Source organism: Phaeobacter sp. JH20_26, assembly GCF_048056275.1.
GTDB lineage: Bacteria > Pseudomonadota > Alphaproteobacteria > Rhodobacterales > Rhodobacteraceae > Phaeobacter > Phaeobacter bryozoorum.
Map to the genome: position 1 here is coordinate 1 of NZ_JAYMWL010000025.1, position 16,227 is coordinate 16,227.

The following is a 16,227-nucleotide window of genomic DNA, read 5'->3' on the forward strand; positions in this document are numbered from 1 at the left end:
TGGAAACGCCGTTCTTCGGTGTTCGGCTCCCTCTCGTGGCATTGCTTCGCAATGCACTGCCGGGCAGTGGATGACCTGGCATCTTCGCAACGAAGGCCATCTGGTGAACGAGAAACGGATCAGACGGTTGATGCGGCTCATGGGCTTGATGCCGATCTACCAGAAGCCCAACACCCGCTGCCCGGCAGCACATGCGCAGCATGTGCGAGAGGGGGCAAGGCGGCGAAGGGCCACAAGACGTATCCCTACTTGTTGCGAGGGTTGCGCGTCGACCGGCCCAACCAGGTCTGGGCCGCAGACATCACCTACCTGCCAATGCGACGGGGCTTCTTGTATCTGGTGGCGATCATGGACTGGCATACCCGCAAGGTTCTGGCCTGGCGCATCTCGAACACGCTGGAAGCCGACTTCTGTGTCGAGGCTCTGAATGAGGCGATCCACCGCTTCGGCCCGCCAGAGATCATGAACACCGACCAGGGGAGCCAATTCACGTCCTTTGCCTGGACAGATCGTCTGCGCCGCTCCGGCGTGCGGATATCGATGGATGGCAAGGGTCGGTTCCTCGATAACATCTTCGTCGAGCGGCTCTGGCGGAGCCTGAAATACGAGTGCGTCTACCTGCACGCCTGGGAGACTGGATCAGAGGCGAAGGCGGGCGTTGGAAAATGGATCGACTTCTACAACCGCAAACGCCCCCATTCCGCCCTTGGCGGCAAGCCTCCGGCCGTGGTTTATTGGCTGAGAAAAGAAGAAACCCAACCCGATCAGCAGGAGCAGAGAGTAGCTTAAGTTACGCCGAAAGATGTCCAACGATTGGGGAGTAGCTCACATAGTGGCTGAGCCAAGATAATATGGCGCTTTTGAAACAAACATGGGAGCTTCGGCCATTTTGGATTTGGAGCTACCAGAATTGATGACATTGGGTTTCGATCCACGCTTTCGTGGAAGCCGATCAGTAAGACGGCTTGGTGTTACAGATGTCCGTTAGCGGCGAGGCATCGACAAACGATATAGATGCCGGTCGAGTGACCAATTTGATGGTCGTGTCAGGGCGGTGAAGCGCAACTGCCTGCGCTCGCAAAAAAAAGGCGTGGACGGCTCTGGTCGCTACATACTCAGCGCTCTAGACACTGCCACGACTGACTGCAGCGTTTTGGCGATGAATTCACTCTCATCCTGGCCAGCGATAGGTGAATGCACGGAAACACCAGCAATTGCATCCGACCCTTTAGTTACCGGACTTGCCAACGTTATTGTTCCCGCTGACGTTTCTTGTTTCACAACCGCAAAACCCAATTCCCGGCACTTGGAAATCTCTACCAAGATTTCTTCGGGGTTGGTCTTTGACCAGGGAGTAACAGCAGTCAGGTTCGTCACGTTCAAGAGCTGGCGTACTTGCTCATCATCTTGCAAAGACATTATGCAACGGCCGCTAGCCGACAGATGAATGGGGACTTTCCGTCCAGGAAGGGTGTTTTCAAAATTCCCCGAGTATCCAGGAAGGCGATGAACATAAATCATTGTGTCACCGGCTGGAACGGAAAGCGAAACGTCCAGTCCAAGGTCTTCCCGCAGCTTCACCAAATGTGGCCATGCCCGTTTGGCGAATTGGTTTCGAGAAAGGTAGCTGAAGAGCAGATCCACTGTCTTGACTGTCGCTCCGTACCGTTTGGAGTTCGCTTCTTTCTCAAGGTATCCTGCTTTGACAAGTGTAGCAGTCAACCGCTGCAGAGTAGGAACTGTTAGGCCAGTATTCTTGGCGATTTCGGTAAGAGACATTGGTCCCGTGCTCTCTGACAAGGTGTCCAATACCAGAAATCCGCGTTCGACCGAAGTAAGGAACCTAGGATCTTCCTTTGGGTTTGGTTTCATCTGCTGCTGCATTTGCATCAAACATAGGCTCCAATAGCTTGCGCTGCTTGTTTGACCGCGTTTCCGAGGGCGTGCCTTTTGTCTGGGTCGTTGAAGGTTTCTGTTGGTCCCCCAACAATGATTGCACCCTGCACTTTGCCATTTGACCCAACAACGGCGGCACCTACGGATGCAGCCCCCATTAGGACTTCTTCGCTCTGATAAGCGTATCCGACTTCACGGGTTTTATTGATGGCTGCGTAAATATGTTCCTTGGTGGACAACGAGCGTGGGGTGATCTGGCGGATCGTGGAGCCAGCGATCACCTTCTCCCGCTCTTCGTCGTCCATGGCGGCAAGAATCGCTCTCCCCGACGCTGTTTGAATTGCGGGCCATCGTCGGCCGAGGGGAGAGAGGTTCAGCAATTCGTCTCGGCTTGGAATGCGCGAAAGGTAGACGATTTCTGTGCCATCCAGAACGGTCAAATCCGCTCTCGTGGCGAACCGTTCGGACAGATCAATCAGATATGGCGTGGCTGTCTCAAGAAATCGGTTGTTGCGTAGGTATCCATAAACTGGTCGCAGACAGGCGCGCCCCGGAACGTACCTCTTTCCGGCTTCTTCTCGTTCAAGATACCCTAATGTTTCAAGGGTGTAGATACTTCTCTGCACCGAACTCTGCGTTTCGTGATTGAGCGCCGCGACGTCCTTAACTGACAGAGAATCCGGGGATTTCTGGAATGCTTCAAGAACTTCGAGGGCTTTCTGCAGCGCGTTCGAACTCATTGGGTATGATCTCCTAACTTACGCTTGAGTAGATCATGGAACAGTCAGTTTTCGCAATCATGCATTCGGAAAATTCGGTTGACTGAAGGTAAAAATGATTCTTAAATTGCATATTGAGTAAAAAAATCGATATACGATAAAGTGGGAGGACCCTATGAAGAACTTGTTGAAATCCGCGGCCCTAGGCTTGCTTGCGCTGTCTGCGCCAGCGTTTGCAGATGATTGGCCATCGAAGAATATCAATCTAACAGTTGGCTATGGTGCAGGGGGGACGACCGACTCTACAGCGCGCGTTCTGGCAACCTTGCTCGAAGAAGAACTCGGCACTTCGGTGACAGTGATCAACAAGCCCGGTGGTGGCGGTTCAGTTGCAGCAGGCCTTGCAGCCGCGCAGCGGCCGGACGGCTACAACGTGTTTACCTTCACGACAGGGGCGGCTGTTCTTTCCCCTCACCGTCAGGATCTGCCCTACGATACTCTTTCGGACTTCACTTTCATCGCACAGTATGGTGCTTGGAACCTCGGTATCGTGGTGCCTGCCGATGCGCCGTATCAGACCTTTGAAGAATTGGTTGCCTTCGCGAAGGAAAATCCTGGCGAAATCAGCTATGCGATCGCGGGCACCGGCACTCCTCAGCACCTGACAATGGAGCGCCTCGCTTCGGAAGAAGGGCTGGACTGGAAGGCAGTTCCTTTCAAAGGCGGAGCGGCGTCAGTGACAGCGTTGCTTGGAAATCACGTCGACGTGATGGCCGGGGCAACCGAATGGCTCCCCCAAGTACAATCTGGCGATTTCAAATTGCTAGCCATCATCACAGATGCGCGCATGGACCAGTTTCCGGACGTGCCGACTTTGAAAGACCTTGGTTATGATATCGCAGCACCATCAATCCTGGGCATCGCGGCTGCAGATGGCGTGCCGGATGATGTGGTCGCCAAACTCGATGCGGCAATCCAAAAAGCAACTGAGAGCGAGGAACTGCAAGCCATCATCGACAAACTGGCGATGAAGATGACCTATCGGAACAGCGCCGATTTCGAGCAGAATGTCCGCGAAAACTACGAGATCCAGGGCGAGATCATTCGCGCCGCCGGACTTGGCAAATAGCAACGCGACATTCTGAGGACCCGCCGCATTTGGCGGCGGGTCTTCTTTTTCCATGGGAGGTGGGACATGGCTCGAACAACTTCAGACATAATCTCAGGACTAGTGCTGGTTGGTGCATCAGCAGTGCTCTATTTTTACCTGATACCGAATTTCGTAGAAGGAAACGAAAGCGGCGCTATGTCGCCCCAGTTCTTTCCGAGACTTGGCACAATTCTCATAGGGATTGGCGGGGCGGCATTGATTTTAATCACAGTAGTGACACGCGCCTCGGAAGAAACCGCTAGTGACGCGGAAGATCAAACCGACCCATCGGGAAAAACATTCGTCGCGCTGCTGATCGCTGCCGCAATGGCTGGGTTTATTCTACTCTTTCAGTGGGTCGGATACTTCTACGCTGCACCACCTCTCATCGCCATTCTGATGTTCCTGTTCGGCGCGCGGAACCCGCTCATCATTATCCTTACCGCAGCTGTTGCTACCGGCGCATTGTACGCCGTGTTCAGCCTCGGTTTGAAGCTTCCGCTTTTCTGAGGTGCATCGATGCTAACAGAACTTTTCTCCGCCCTGGACATGCTGCTCTCGGTCCAAAACCTCGTGGCAATCTTTGCAGGTGTAGCCTTTGGCGTCTTCATGGGTGCAGTTCCCGGTCTGACTGGGACAATGGGCATCGCATTGGTCATCCCGCTTACCTACGCATTTGAGCCTATCACCGCGTTTGCGCTTCTCCTCGGAACCTATAAGGGCGCACTTTTCAGCGGGTGTATTCCTGCAATTCTCATCAATACACCAGGTACTCCCGCGGCTGCCGCCACGGTTCTTGACGGTTATCCCTTAACCAAACAGGGCCGTGGCGGCGAAGCCATGGGGATGGCCTTATGGTCGTCAGTTATCGGCGATGTCATTTCGACCGTGGCTCTCATCTTCGGCGCTATTCTGCTTGCTCAGCTTGCCACCAAGTTTGGCCCACCGGAATTCGCCATGCTGGTCTTGTTTTCGTTGACGATTGTTGCCGGTGTCTCTGGCGATTCCATGATCAAAGGGCTGATCGCAGCTGCTGTCGGCTTCATCTTTGGAACAGTTGGTCTTGATCCGATGATGGCGACACCGCGCTTTACCTTTGGCGAGCTCACTATGTTGAACGGCATATCGCTCATGGCGATGTTGATTGGCCTCTTCGCAGTTTCAGAGTTGTTCATTCAAGCCGAAGCGTCAGCCTCTTCGATCTCAAAGGTCCTCGTGCCCAAAGCCAAAGTGAGTTGGGCAAAGATACGCGAAAAACTCCCTACGATCCTGCGTGGTTCGGCTATCGGCATCGTGCTGGGCTCGATTCCAGGTCTTGGAGCAACGCCCTCAGCATTTCTGTCCTATTCGGAAGCAAAGCGTGCCTCGAAAACTCCTGAAAAATTTGGAAAGGGATCGCTCGACGGCGTCGCAGCCGCTGAATCAGCAAACAACGCTACAGCTGGCGGCGCTTTGATCCCTCTTATGGCCTTGGGTGTTCCTGGCGATGTTGTAACTGCCGTTCTGCTTGGTGCCTTCCTGATCCACGGGTTAGCTCCTGGGCCACAGCTCTTTGCCGAAAACCTCGACCTCGTTTATGCGATCTTCATTGCGCTTTTACTTGCTGCACTAATGCTTCCTGTGATCGGTTTGGCTGCGATCAGGCTCTTCTCGCGCATTGTTATGATACCGCGATACGTGTTGTACCCGATCATTGCGATACTCTGTTTGCTAGGTGTTTTTGGCTTCAATTCCAGTCCGACGGACCTCTGGATCATGTTGGGGTTCGGCTTTCTCGGATACGGCATGAGAAAGCTCGCCTTCCCACTCGCCCCTATGATGATTGGCTTTGTGCTGGAACCTATAGGTGAGCAATCTGTCAGGCAGGCACTAACAATTTCATCGGGTGATTGGTCTGTTTTTATATCAACCCCAATCTCTATTCTGTTTCTCGTTCTGACGGTCCTGTCGATCGCGTTCATTGCACGCAGAACTTTGAAGGATCGTAAGGAGGCGAAAGCATGAGCCGCGCAGCAAGCCAGTCTTTTCAAGTACGTAAACCTGCAATCAAAACTGAGAAGGGTCTTGTCGCATCGCAAAACCGTATCGCATCGGAGATCGGCGCGGACGTTCTGCGAAAAGGAGGAAATGCTATCGACGCCGCGATCGCCACGTCTTTTGCGCTCGGCGTGGTCGAGCCATGGATGAGCGGAATTGGCGGCGGGGGCTATATGATCATCCGCCGCGCTGATGACAAAGGCGCGCAGGTGGTCGACTTCGGTATGCGGGCACCGTCAGGTCTAATGGTCGAGGACTATCCGGTTATGGACGGCACGGCGAGCGATCTCTTTCCGTGGCCAGTCGTCAAGGACGACGCCAACGTCTTTGGTGCCAGATCAGTCGCTATCCCCGGACAAGTGGCTGGTATGGCCAAAGCCCATGAGGCTTTTGGATCAATGCCTTGGGCCGACCTTGTTGCGCCTGCGGTTATCGAAGCGGAAGAAGGGCTGTTGGTCGATTGGTATGCTCAGCTGATCCTAGCGGGTGCGGCCAAGGGGTTGGCCAAGTTCCCTGCATCTCGCAAAACCTATTTGGATGACGATGGCTTTCCGAAAGCTTCTGCATGGACGGCGCTTGGACAGACGCGGTGCGATCAAAGTGCACTCGCAACAACTCTGGCCTCCATCGCTTCGCAAGGAGCAGCAGCCTTTTATCGGGGAGACATTGCGCGGAACATCGTAAAAGATCTGCAATCTGCAGGCGGGCGTCACCTGCTGGAGGATTTCGAAAACTATCAGGCAACGATCGTTCCAGCTTCAGAATTCGCCTATAAGGGCCATCGCGTATTCGGAACACCTGAGATGACTGCGGGCCCAACCTTGGTGCGGGTGCTCCAATTGCTCGAAGGCTGGACACCAGAAGGTTCGAAGCCAACAGCGGAAGACCTTGTCACCTTTGATCGAGCCATCCGACAAGCCAACCAAGAGCGCTTCGCGACAATGGGTGACGTTGCGAACGAACTTGTCCCAAGCTGCACGACCCATTTCAATGTGGTGGACGAAGAAGGAACAATGGTGGCTGTCACCCAGACTCTTCTTTCGATCTTTGGTTCGCGCATGACGTTGCCGGGAAGCGGCATACTTATGAACAACGGAATTATGTGGTTCGATCCAGAACCCGGAAAGCCAAACTCAATAGGCGCAAACAAACGCTGCCTCGCAAATATGTGTCCGACACTGCTTGAGCGTTCGGACGGAGCCCGGTTTGGTTTGGGTGCTGCTGGCGGACGCAAGATCATGCCAGCTGTTGCCCAGCTAACGTCCTACTTGTTGGACTATGGAATGGACGCCGACACAGCAATGCATGAACCAAGAATTGACGTCAGCCTTGCCGAAACGACAATTGCGGACAACACACTCCCAGACTCAATCCTAGATGCTCTGGAACTGAAGCTTCCGAGTGTAACCGCTGCACCGCGTACCACGTATCCTTATAACTTTGCCTGTCCATCGGTTGTTGAGCGAAACGAGTCAACAAACTTTGGAACTACCGAGATAATGGCCCACTGGGCAGACACCGTATCTGCGGAAGCTTAGTGCAATGAACAGTTTTCTGGCGGAGGTCGGTTGGCTTGATCTGGTTGCTTTGGTGACGCTTGGCTTCAGTTTTACGCTCTATGGCCCCAACAGTTCATTCATTCCAGGTGTTTAGCCCCCAATCATTGGCAGCTTGCGGCGTAGGTGATGTCCGAGCACCAGACCTGGTTCAGACGATCAACGCGAAGATTACTTAACAGTTAAGGATAAAGACAATTCTATCTTTAACGCCTCCTTCACCGCGGTCATTTTAATTTCTTGTCTTGAATATGCTGAGGCCAGACTTTGGGTACCTTTCATCTTTATGACGGGGTTTCTCGGTCCATGAATTGGCGAAGCTTCCGGTAGTGAGACTATAGTCAAATGGCAACCAATACATTCGAAGCCTTCTATCTCGGCGTTTTTTCTGACCTCGACCCGAACGAAGGGAATTTTCAGGCGGAAAACTCAGGCTCGTTAGTCGGGCAGACCTTCGGCGGATCGGCTGCGCCCCTCTATGACAGCATCGACAGTCTGACGACGGATGACGCCAACAATGATGGCGGCATTCTGGAAAACGACACCGGGCAGGTTGGCGAGGATCTGGTTTTTGGCGGCGTCGCCTCCACGCTGGACAGCGTCATCGAATATAACGTTACACTCACCTATATCGACGGCACCACGGCAACCACACAAATCATGTTGCTTCAGGACGAATCCGGCCGCGTGTTCTTGGCGCCGTTTTCTACAGGCAGTGGCAACAATACAGCGCTGAGTGCAAAGCCGATTGAATCGATATCGCTCGACTCAGTCTCTGCTGACAACTACAGCGGCCTACTTGCCAACACTGAACAAGACGCCTTCATCGACGGTGCGGTTGATGGCACCGCCGGCGATGACAACATGGGGACCACCTATACCGACGCGGATGGCACCCAGATGAACGCCTATGGCGGAAATGACACCGTTGATGCGGGTGCGGGCAATGACACCGTCAATTCGGGCAACAACAATGACGTCGTTTATGGCGGAGAAGGCAACGACAGCATCGACTCTGGCAGCGGGACCGACACCGTTTATGGCGGAGAGGGCAATGACACCATCGACAGCGGCACAGGGGCCGACGTTGTTTATGGCGGCGCGGGCGACGATCTCATCACTGACAATGTTGGTGGTGCCGGTTCCCACGACACCGTCGACGGCGGTAGCGGCAACGACACAATCGAAGGTGGTTCCGGCGACGACCTGATCTTTGGCGGCATAGGTGCCGACAGCATTGATGGTGGCGCAAATAACGACGTCGTTGAGGGCGGCGAAGGCAACGACACAATTTTCGGTGGGGATGGCGCTGATACAATTATTGGCGATAGTAATCTGGGTGCGGGTCAGACGGAATACATCGCGCAAGGTTTCCTGAAGGGCGAGAACTTCACCCTCACCAATGACCATTTTAATTCGGCCGGCGCAACAGAGTTTACCATCGACGGCGCACCGGTTGAGATCCGCTTCGTTGACAATGATGCTATTAGTGACGGAGACGCCGCGACCCAAGAGATCGCAGACGACGCCGATCAGATGATCGAAATCAATGGCGTCCTTTACAATTTTAGCGCTGATTTTCAGGAGACGTTCACCGGATCGGACGGCAACACCTATGAATTCTTGATCGTCGACGTTGACTTAAATCAGGATGGTACGTTTGACAACTATACGGTATTTGGCGATCACGCCACTGATCCGGATGGCGATCTAGCCTATGAAGACGGCTACCTACTGATCCCGGTCGGGACGCCCCCCGCACCAGGAGTCGATCTGACCGCGACCGGAACAACGACACCCTTCACCTCGATCCCCTACGCGTCACTATATGGTGCGCGCGCGACAACCTACGCAGACAGCATTGATGGTGGCGCGGGTGACGATTCAATCTACGGCGGCACCGGCCAGGACACGCTTTATGGCGGCACCGGTGACGACTATCTGGACGGCGGCGCGGATCGCGATCAATTCGTAGTCGAAGACGGATTTGGCAATGACACCATTGTGGGTGGTGAAACCGGAACCGATTCAGACACTATATTACTTAACAATGTGACCACCGGTGGCGTGACGGTTACCTTTACAGATGCTGAAACGGGTACTATCACCGATGGCGCCGATACGATCTCCTTCAGTGAAATCGAAAACCTGTCGGGGACGAACCAGGGCGATTATTTTGACCTGTCGGCGCGCACCGATGACAATTCCTACATTTTCTCGCTTGGCGGTGATGATACACTCATCGGTGGCTCGGGCCAGGACGATCTGCGCGCCGGGGATGGCAATGATTACATCGACGGGGGCGATGGCGGGGGTAACCTCGAAGGTGGCAGCGGCAACGACACGGTCATCGGCGGTTCTGGCAATGAAGACATCTATGGCGGCATCGGCGATGACCTGATTTACGCCGAAGCCGGCGACGACGTGATCTATGCCGGGACAGGGGCGGATACGATCATCGCCGGAACGGGCGATGACAACATCGAACTGGGCTCCGACTCGGATCGCGACATTCTGATTCTGGAAGACGCTTTCAGCACCATCGGCGGAACGGACTATGTCTGGGATTTCGACCTGACCGACAGCGGCGACGGCACGACCGTCGACCAGTTGGATGTCAGCGACCTGCACGACGCAAACGGCAATGCCGTCAACACCTGGGATGTCGTTGTCAGTGACACAAATGGCAACGGCACCGGTCACGCCATCCTGACATTCCCCAATGGCGAAAGCGTCACGCTGTTTGGTGTCACGCCAGCGCAGGTCGACAATGCCTCGAAACTCAATTCCATTGGCATTCCCTGTTTCACCCCAGGAACCATGATCAAAACCCCGAATGGGGAAACGCCCGTGGAAGAACTGGCTCTTGGTGATATGGTCACAACGCTTGAGCATGGGCACATGCCCATACGCTGGGCGGCCCGTTCTGACATCAGCTATCAAAACGCACCGCTTCCGGAGCAATATGTACCGGTGCGCATCAAGCCTGGTATTCTGGGCAATCAGCGCGCACTTGTTGTCTCACCGCAACATTGTATCCTCATGGCAAATCACGACGCTTCAAGGACATTTTATGTGCGCGCCAAGCATCTTGCCGAAGAAACGTCGCTGGCCTCATTTGCGCGCAGGCGCAACACCGTGAGCTATGTGCATATTCTGCTGGATCAACATGCCACATTGATCTCGAACAATATCCCCAGCGAGAGCTTTTATCCCGGCCCCTATGCGGTGGAAAACCTGTCAGCGTTAAACCGTATGAGATTGTTTGCACTGATCCCTGATTTGGCCTCGCAACCGGTTGCCACGGCCTATGGCGCGCGCGCTGCGCCGACGTTGACCCGCAGCCAGCTGCGCAAATGCGTTGCCAGCGGAACGCTTGCTGGCGCCGTGCCCGCACTGCCAGAGCTGTCGGAACTGTAAGTTCATTCTGGAACTGCTCTGCCTCCTGAAACTGGATCGTTTGAAGGTGGAGTTTTCCGCTATTAATCCCTGGCTGGGAGAGGAGCGGAATCGCATGAAAGCATCGAAGTTCACGGAAGCGCAGAAGGCCTTCATTTTGAAGCAGGGCGAGCAAGGTACGCCGGTCGCCGCGCACTTCGCCAAGGACAATCCGGTCCGGCCGCATGCGCAAGGTCGAAGTAAGGAGGACATCCGCGCTGCGCGTGGCTTCGTCTCGGTCAGACATCAGCGTGACGACATTGGGCTGCGTGGGACGCAGTTCAGCAGCCTCTTCGATCGTGATGATATCGTTGCCGAGGAAATGCGTGCCATCAAAAAGAAGATGAAGCACGAGAAGGCGAGCTACTACAAAACGCACGGGCTAAGGAAAAATGCGACGATCGAGCTGTATCTGGCGGGATGTGATGACGAAATGGTCAAAGCCGTCACCGGCCATTCAGGCGTTGAGATGCTGAAAAAGTATGGTGGGCCGATCCGGCAAAGAGAGCTCGCGAAGCGCGCTCAAGAGGCAAGAAATCAAATGGAACGAAGCAAGACCGAAACGTGAAAGTTTCAACGGTTGTTTCAAAAATGGCAGTGAAGGAGAGCAAGGATGACGCAAGTCATTGATTTTATTGGAGGCGAGTACCGGAATCGAACCGGTGTACACGGATTTGCAATCCGCTGCGTCACCACTCCGCCAACTCGCCTTACCGGTGGTGTGAGGCGTGATTAATCACATGCCGGGGGGCGGTGCAAGGGGGCGTGCGCAGAACCGGCGGGAAATTTTGAAAAATTCTGCGGCCGCAATGGGCTGGAGTGCCGCTTTGAGTGTCGATCTGCCGGGGGCGCCAGCGGGGCAGGCTGCCTTGGTGGCTGTCCGTAGTCCTGCCGGGTGTCGCAACGGGGGGACGGTTACGCCGGGCTGCGGGCGGGTTTGGTCAGATCCGACCGGCTTTGTCTGCTGCCGGGTTTGGCCCGAGGAGAGCCTGCCTTAGGGCGTCGGCGATCAGCTGGGGGACGCCGGGCAGCGCCCCGAGCACGGGCAATATGTCGCCGGGATAACTGGCATCGGCCAGCGCCTCGGGGATGTCGTCGCGGACGTGTTCGCCGGATTGTGCAAAGAACGGCAGGCAGAGGGTCGGGTGTTCCGGTTTGGCCGCTGCAAGATCGCGGGCGGCGTCCGCGATACGCGGATCTTCCTCGACATAGCCTGTGATCAGATCCGTGCCCGGCAGGTGGTGGCGCATGGCGGCTGCAAAGGCCTCGGCGGCTTCGGCGGCCTTGGGCCCCCGGGCCGACCCATGAGCGGCCAGAAGGATGCGGGTCCGGGGCAGCGACCATCCGCGTGCCTCGCAGGCCGTGGCCAGCGCCTTGCAGGCCAGTTCCGGCAGGGCCGGGTCCAGACCGAAGGGGGGTAACAGGTGAACATCATGCCCTTGGAGCCGCTTGGGCAGCACCGAGCCGGTGAACCAGCCGTTGGCCATGAAGAACGGATAGATCAGCGCGCCCTTTGGTGTCACCTGTTCCAGTCGATCAGCTGTGGACAACGTGGCCGAGCGGATATCCCAGTCGGGCAACATCGCAGCGACGGCATCGGCCAGATCGGCCAGCGCGCGTTCCTGGGGCGCCGGATCGGAAGGCTGGCCATGCGCGGTAATCACGGCGGTCGGGCGATGTGGGGGCAGGGGGGCGGGATCGGTCATCTGGAGGAGCCTTTCGGCTGTAGGAGGGGGCTGGCAGGGCATCGACCTTGCGGGTCGCCTGCGGGTGTTTCGATGGCATTACGGCAGGGCGGGGGCGCTGGATCAATCTTCTGCGGGCCGCCATGGCCTCGCCACCGCTGGGGCTGGGGGCAAGCCATGGGCGTCATTGAGGCGGCTGTCGCAGATCGTCGAGGAAACTGCGCAGCTGCTCCGGCTGAATGGGTTTTGTGAACAGTCTGGCACCTGTGTTTTGGGCAAGCCGGGCGACCTGCGGGCGGCGGTCGGCGGAGATCAGGCATGCGGGCAGCGCGCCAAGGTCGCGGTTGAGGCGGGCGATCACCTCGGCGCCGTTCTGGTCCGCCCCCAGTTGCAGGTCAATCACCAGAACATCCGGTGTGACGTCGATTTCCGTCAGCAAGGCGCGGGCATCCTCTTCACTGGCACAGGGCAAGACATCGATCCCCCATTGCTCCATCGTCAGGGTCAATGCGTGGCGCAGATCGGGATCGGTGACGATCAGCAGCGCGATCAGCTGCCCCAAGGGCACAGCTGCCGGATCCGGGGAGGCTGTCCCGGAAGGGGCGACCTCGGCCATGCGAGCGCCGGACAGCTCCGACTGATGTGACTGGTGCAGCCGTGCGGTGTCACGGGGCAGATCAACGGCAAAGACCGTTCCGCGCCCCACACGGGATCTGAGCGTCAGGGGATGGCCCAGCAACCCGCAGGCGCGTTCCACAATCGCAAGGCCAAGGCCCATGCCGTCAGCGGCGCTCACCGTGGCGTTCAGCCGCTGGAATTCTGCAAAGATCAGCGTGCGATCCTCGTCGGGAATGCCGGTCCCGGTGTCCCAGATCTCAACCCGGACCGAGTCCCGGCGGGGGCGGATGCCGACAAGCACACCCCCCCGGCTGGTATAGCGCAGCGCATTTGATATCAGGTTCTGCAGGATGCGCCGCAGGTAGGTCACATCGCTCAGCACCCGCGTCTGGCTGAGCCTGAGGCGGAACGAGAGGCCCTTGGCATCTGCCATCGGGCGCAATTCGTCATGCAGTTGCAGCAGCAGGTCGTCGAGATCGACGGACGTCACATGCCGTGTGGCGCGGCCGGAATCCAGTCGCGAAATATCAAGGAGCGCTGAGACCAGTGTCTCTACACTGTCCAGCGCATTTGCCGCCTTGTTCAGGGTTTCGCGGGGACCGCCTGTCGGCAATTCGCTCTGCAGCGCTGCGACAAAGAGCTTTGCCGCCGAGAGCGGTTGCAGCAGGTCATGGGAGGCGGCGGCCACAAAGCGCGACTTTGAGGCATTGGCGCGTTCGGCGGCCTGAAGCGCGTCTTCCAACTCCAGAGTTCGGTCAAGCACACGCTGTTCAAGCGTGTCACGGGCCTCGCTCATCGCGCGCGCGGCGGTCCGTTCGGCGGTGACATCGGTGAAGCTGATCACGAAACCGCCGTCGGGCATTTCCTGCATAAAAACCGTCAGGACCCGCGTCATGCCCTGCTGCACGTCGAAGGAAAGCGGCGCCCGTATCGCTGGGCCGGATCGTATCCGTTCAGAAGGGATATCCGGTGCAGGATCTGCTTTTGGCCGGGTCCAGAGGGTGACCTGATCGGCCATATCGGCCTGTTCAAATGTGAACTCCGCCCGCAGATGTTCGAAGATCCGCTCGAAGCGGCTGCCGATGCGAAACCGGCTGATCGGAATGGACAGCAGCTCTCCCATGAGCCGGTTCCAGCCAACCAGACGCGCCTGCTGATCGAAGATGCAGACCCCCTGGTTCAGGTGTTCCAATGTGGCGCGGATGAGCCGGGCCTGATCGTCGAGGATGCGTTCACGTTCCTGGTGCTGAAGACGCATGATGTCGGTGACATCGGTTTGCAGGATGACGGTGCCACTGTCGGAGGTGCGGTGTTCGCTGACCTGAAGCCAGCGGTTCCCGGTCATGCGAACGTTGAACATGACGCTGCGGTCCTGATGCCGGGCCAGCCTGCGCGCGGCCCATTCGGCGGCTGTGGTCCCGGCGGGCAGCGACAGGGCCGAGCTGCCGCTGACCAGATTGACATAGGCCTCAAATGCCAGCCCCGGCCGCAGCCGCGCGTGGATGTCGGGCATGTGCATCCCAAATCGGCTGTTGCACATCACCAGTACATCCTGCGGATTAAAGAGGGCAAACCCCTCCTGCACGGTTTCGATGGCATCGGCGAGATTGGCGCGCGCCGCCTCGGTCTCGCGGTTGGCCTCGGCAAGTTTGGCATTGGACAGGTTCAGAAGGTCCAGCGTGCGCTCCAGATCGCGGGTGCGGCTGCGGATTTCCTCTTCCAGCAAAACGGCGCGTTCGAACTGCGCATAGGCGAGACCGGAGGCATCGGTGTTCTGTTCCACCCGGCGCATCAGCGTTGCGGTGATTTTCAGCAGTTTTTCGTTCTGCCGCTCCAGCGAGTCGCGGGGATCAATCAGGCCTTGCGTCATGATCGTGCCGGTGGGTCGCAGGCCAGGGGCGGATAGATGGCAACCCCTGTCAGCGTCTGGTTCACATGGATGGAATTCACCTGTTCACCATAGGTGCAGAATCCGACAGCACGATGTTTGGCAAGAAGCGATGAGATCTGCGGCGTGAGCTGTTTTTGCTGGGCTTCCATCCGTCGCAGGAGGCAATCGCAGGCAAGGATCACATCCGGGGTCTGTGTCTCGCCAAGAGCGGTCAGGGCACGGTCGAGGTGATCGACCATGTCCAGGGGTTCGGCCAGTGTCAGCACGACGCCTTCGTCGATGGCGGAAAAGAACACCAGATCGCCCGTCTCAGCGACCTGCTGAATGGCGCGCACATGGTGCTGGCCACCCAGGCGCACGACGACGGGATGGGCCGCAAAGGTGAAAGTGGTCAGCTGTTCAGGATCCTTGCCCAGGAGCCGTGCATATTCGCGCGCAGCCGGCTCGGCGTTGATTTCATAGACCAGCCGACGGGCGGGATCGGCACCGGTGACCACCATGCGCTGGGCCGTGGGCACCAGATGGTCGGTGTTGAAGACCTTGACCGGGCAATTGCTGCGGATCTGTAGCAACACCGCCGCATTCTGGCGCGCCATGCCGTCACAGAGCACATAGGTCGCGCCAAAATCGGTACCATCGCCTGCGGAGCCGCCAAACAGTGGCACGGGGCCCAGACCGGGTGCGAGATCGGCGGTCAGCGCGTCCTCCTTGATCGACAGCCCGTCGATCAGCAGAAAGGCGAATTCGGAGGTCCATTGCGGCGTCTCTCGCGCCATGTCGTTGCGGTTGCGGATGATCTGGTCGATCTGGCACTGGGCATCATATGTGTTCAGATCTTCGATGCTCAGCACACGTGCGCAGAAATGGCTGCGCGGCAGGCCGATTGCGATGATCTCCCCGTCGGTATAGCCAGCTTCGCCGATCTCGCCTGCGGTGGTGCATCCAATAACAGTGGCCGGTGCGAGCTGCTGCGCCGCAGCCGCGCTGAGCGCATGGATATCGGCCTGCGGCGAGACAAAGAGGATGACCAGCTCCAGCTCGTCCAGCGGCGCCAGCGTTCCGGCCAATGTCGCCAGCGCATCAGGGGAGTCTGCCGCTGCCCGTCCCGTGCGGGTGATGCGATCCGCATTGTGCAGCGCCCCCGCCATGGCGGGCAGAGAGACCCGGTCTGAAGCCTGCGCCGTTGCGCGGGGATCAGCCGTGTCAGGGAAGGGGGCGGGGCGCGTCATGTCGGATG

The 16,227-nt window shown here is 57.3% G+C and carries 10 protein-coding genes, 1 tRNA gene and 2 pseudogenes; 6 read left to right on the forward strand and 7 right to left on the reverse strand.

From position 1 onward, the window contains the following. Positions 1-70: 70 nt before the first annotated feature. A pseudogene (locus VWY60_RS18025) lies at positions 71-735 on the forward strand (IS3 family transposase); the annotation flags it as partial. A gap of 372 nt (positions 736-1,107) precedes the next feature. Here the strand turns inward: VWY60_RS18025 and VWY60_RS18030 are convergent. Then, entirely contained in the window at positions 1,108-1,890 is a 783-nt protein-coding gene (locus VWY60_RS18030) for an IclR family transcriptional regulator (RefSeq protein ID WP_416541347.1), read from the reverse strand. Then, positions 1,890-2,636, reverse strand: a complete 747-nt coding sequence (locus VWY60_RS18035; RefSeq protein ID WP_416541348.1) for an IclR family transcriptional regulator — start codon at positions 2,634-2,636, stop codon at positions 1,890-1,892. The genes VWY60_RS18030 and VWY60_RS18035 overlap by 1 nt, the downstream gene beginning before the upstream one ends. Before the next feature lie 154 nt (positions 2,637-2,790). On the opposite strand from VWY60_RS18035, the gene VWY60_RS18040 reads away from it, so the two are divergent. The 5 genes from VWY60_RS18040 (at position 2,791) to VWY60_RS18060 (ending at position 10,778) form a co-directional block, all read left to right on the forward strand. Further along, a complete protein-coding gene (locus VWY60_RS18040; protein WP_416541349.1) occupies positions 2,791-3,744 on the forward strand; it encodes a tripartite tricarboxylate transporter substrate binding protein in 954 nt (317 codons plus the stop codon). A gap of 66 nt (positions 3,745-3,810) precedes the next feature. Further along, complete coding sequence (locus tag VWY60_RS18045) at positions 3,811-4,275, forward strand: tripartite tricarboxylate transporter TctB family protein (protein ID WP_416541350.1); 465 nt, start codon at positions 3,811-3,813, stop codon at positions 4,273-4,275. A gap of 9 nt (positions 4,276-4,284) precedes the next feature. Then, the gene (locus VWY60_RS18050) at positions 4,285-5,769 is read left to right on the forward strand and encodes a tripartite tricarboxylate transporter permease (protein ID WP_416541351.1); all 1,485 of its coding nucleotides are present in this window, start codon (positions 4,285-4,287) and stop codon (positions 5,767-5,769) included. Then, positions 5,766-7,340, forward strand: a complete 1,575-nt coding sequence (locus VWY60_RS18055; RefSeq protein WP_416541352.1) for a gamma-glutamyltransferase — start codon at positions 5,766-5,768, stop codon at positions 7,338-7,340. Before VWY60_RS18050 ends, VWY60_RS18055 begins: the two co-directional genes overlap by 4 nt. Before the next feature lie 363 nt (positions 7,341-7,703). Further along, complete coding sequence (locus tag VWY60_RS18060) at positions 7,704-10,778, forward strand: Hint domain-containing protein (protein WP_416541353.1); 3,075 nt, start codon at positions 7,704-7,706, stop codon at positions 10,776-10,778. 166 nt (positions 10,779-10,944) lie between these two features. On the opposite strand, the pseudogene VWY60_RS18065 reads toward VWY60_RS18060, so the two are convergent. The 5 genes and pseudogenes from VWY60_RS18065 to VWY60_RS18085 all read right to left on the reverse strand — a co-directional run. After that, positions 10,945-11,103: pseudogene (locus VWY60_RS18065) on the reverse strand (ATPase, T2SS/T4P/T4SS family); the annotation flags it as partial. A 329-nt stretch (positions 11,104-11,432) separates the two neighbouring features. Further along, positions 11,433-11,506: transfer RNA gene (locus tag VWY60_RS18070), tRNA-Cys, on the reverse strand. A gap of 231 nt (positions 11,507-11,737) precedes the next feature. Beyond that, positions 11,738-12,502 carry a CbiX/SirB N-terminal domain-containing protein gene (locus VWY60_RS18075; RefSeq protein ID WP_416541354.1) on the reverse strand — a complete coding sequence of 255 codons (765 nt, stop codon included), beginning with the start codon at positions 12,500-12,502 and terminating at the stop codon, positions 11,738-11,740. A gap of 163 nt (positions 12,503-12,665) precedes the next feature. Further along, positions 12,666-14,969: a PAS-domain containing protein gene (locus tag VWY60_RS18080; RefSeq protein ID WP_416541355.1), complete on the reverse strand. Its 2,304-nt coding sequence runs from the start codon at positions 14,967-14,969 to the stop codon at positions 12,666-12,668. Beyond that, positions 14,966-16,219 carry an FIST N-terminal domain-containing protein gene (locus tag VWY60_RS18085; RefSeq protein ID WP_416541356.1) on the reverse strand — a complete coding sequence of 418 codons (1,254 nt, stop codon included), beginning with the start codon at positions 16,217-16,219 and terminating at the stop codon, positions 14,966-14,968. The genes VWY60_RS18080 and VWY60_RS18085 overlap by 4 nt, the downstream gene beginning before the upstream one ends. Between the last annotated feature and the right edge of the window lie 8 nt (positions 16,220-16,227).

Excerpts from the sequence above, each read along its gene's own strand:
- VWY60_RS18030 (WP_416541347.1), bottom strand. The coding sequence starts at position 1,890 with ATGCAAATGCAGCAGCAGATGAAACCAAACCCAAAGGAAGATCCTAGG.
- VWY60_RS18035 (WP_416541348.1), bottom strand. The coding sequence starts at position 2,636 with ATGAGTTCGAACGCGCTGCAGAAAGCCCTCGAAGTTCTTGAAGCATTC.
- VWY60_RS18040 (WP_416541349.1), top strand. The coding sequence starts at position 2,791 with ATGAAGAACTTGTTGAAATCCGCGGCCCTAGGCTTGCTTGCGCTGTCT.
- VWY60_RS18045 (WP_416541350.1), top strand. The coding sequence starts at position 3,811 with ATGGCTCGAACAACTTCAGACATAATCTCAGGACTAGTGCTGGTTGGT.
- VWY60_RS18050 (WP_416541351.1), top strand. The coding sequence starts at position 4,285 with ATGCTAACAGAACTTTTCTCCGCCCTGGACATGCTGCTCTCGGTCCAA.
- VWY60_RS18055 (WP_416541352.1), top strand. The coding sequence starts at position 5,766 with ATGAGCCGCGCAGCAAGCCAGTCTTTTCAAGTACGTAAACCTGCAATC.
- VWY60_RS18060 (WP_416541353.1), top strand. The coding sequence starts at position 7,704 with ATGGCAACCAATACATTCGAAGCCTTCTATCTCGGCGTTTTTTCTGAC.
- VWY60_RS18075 (WP_416541354.1), bottom strand. The coding sequence starts at position 12,502 with ATGACCGATCCCGCCCCCCTGCCCCCACATCGCCCGACCGCCGTGATT.
- VWY60_RS18080 (WP_416541355.1), bottom strand. The coding sequence starts at position 14,969 with ATGACGCAAGGCCTGATTGATCCCCGCGACTCGCTGGAGCGGCAGAAC.
- VWY60_RS18085 (WP_416541356.1), bottom strand. The coding sequence starts at position 16,219 with ATGACGCGCCCCGCCCCCTTCCCTGACACGGCTGATCCCCGCGCAACG.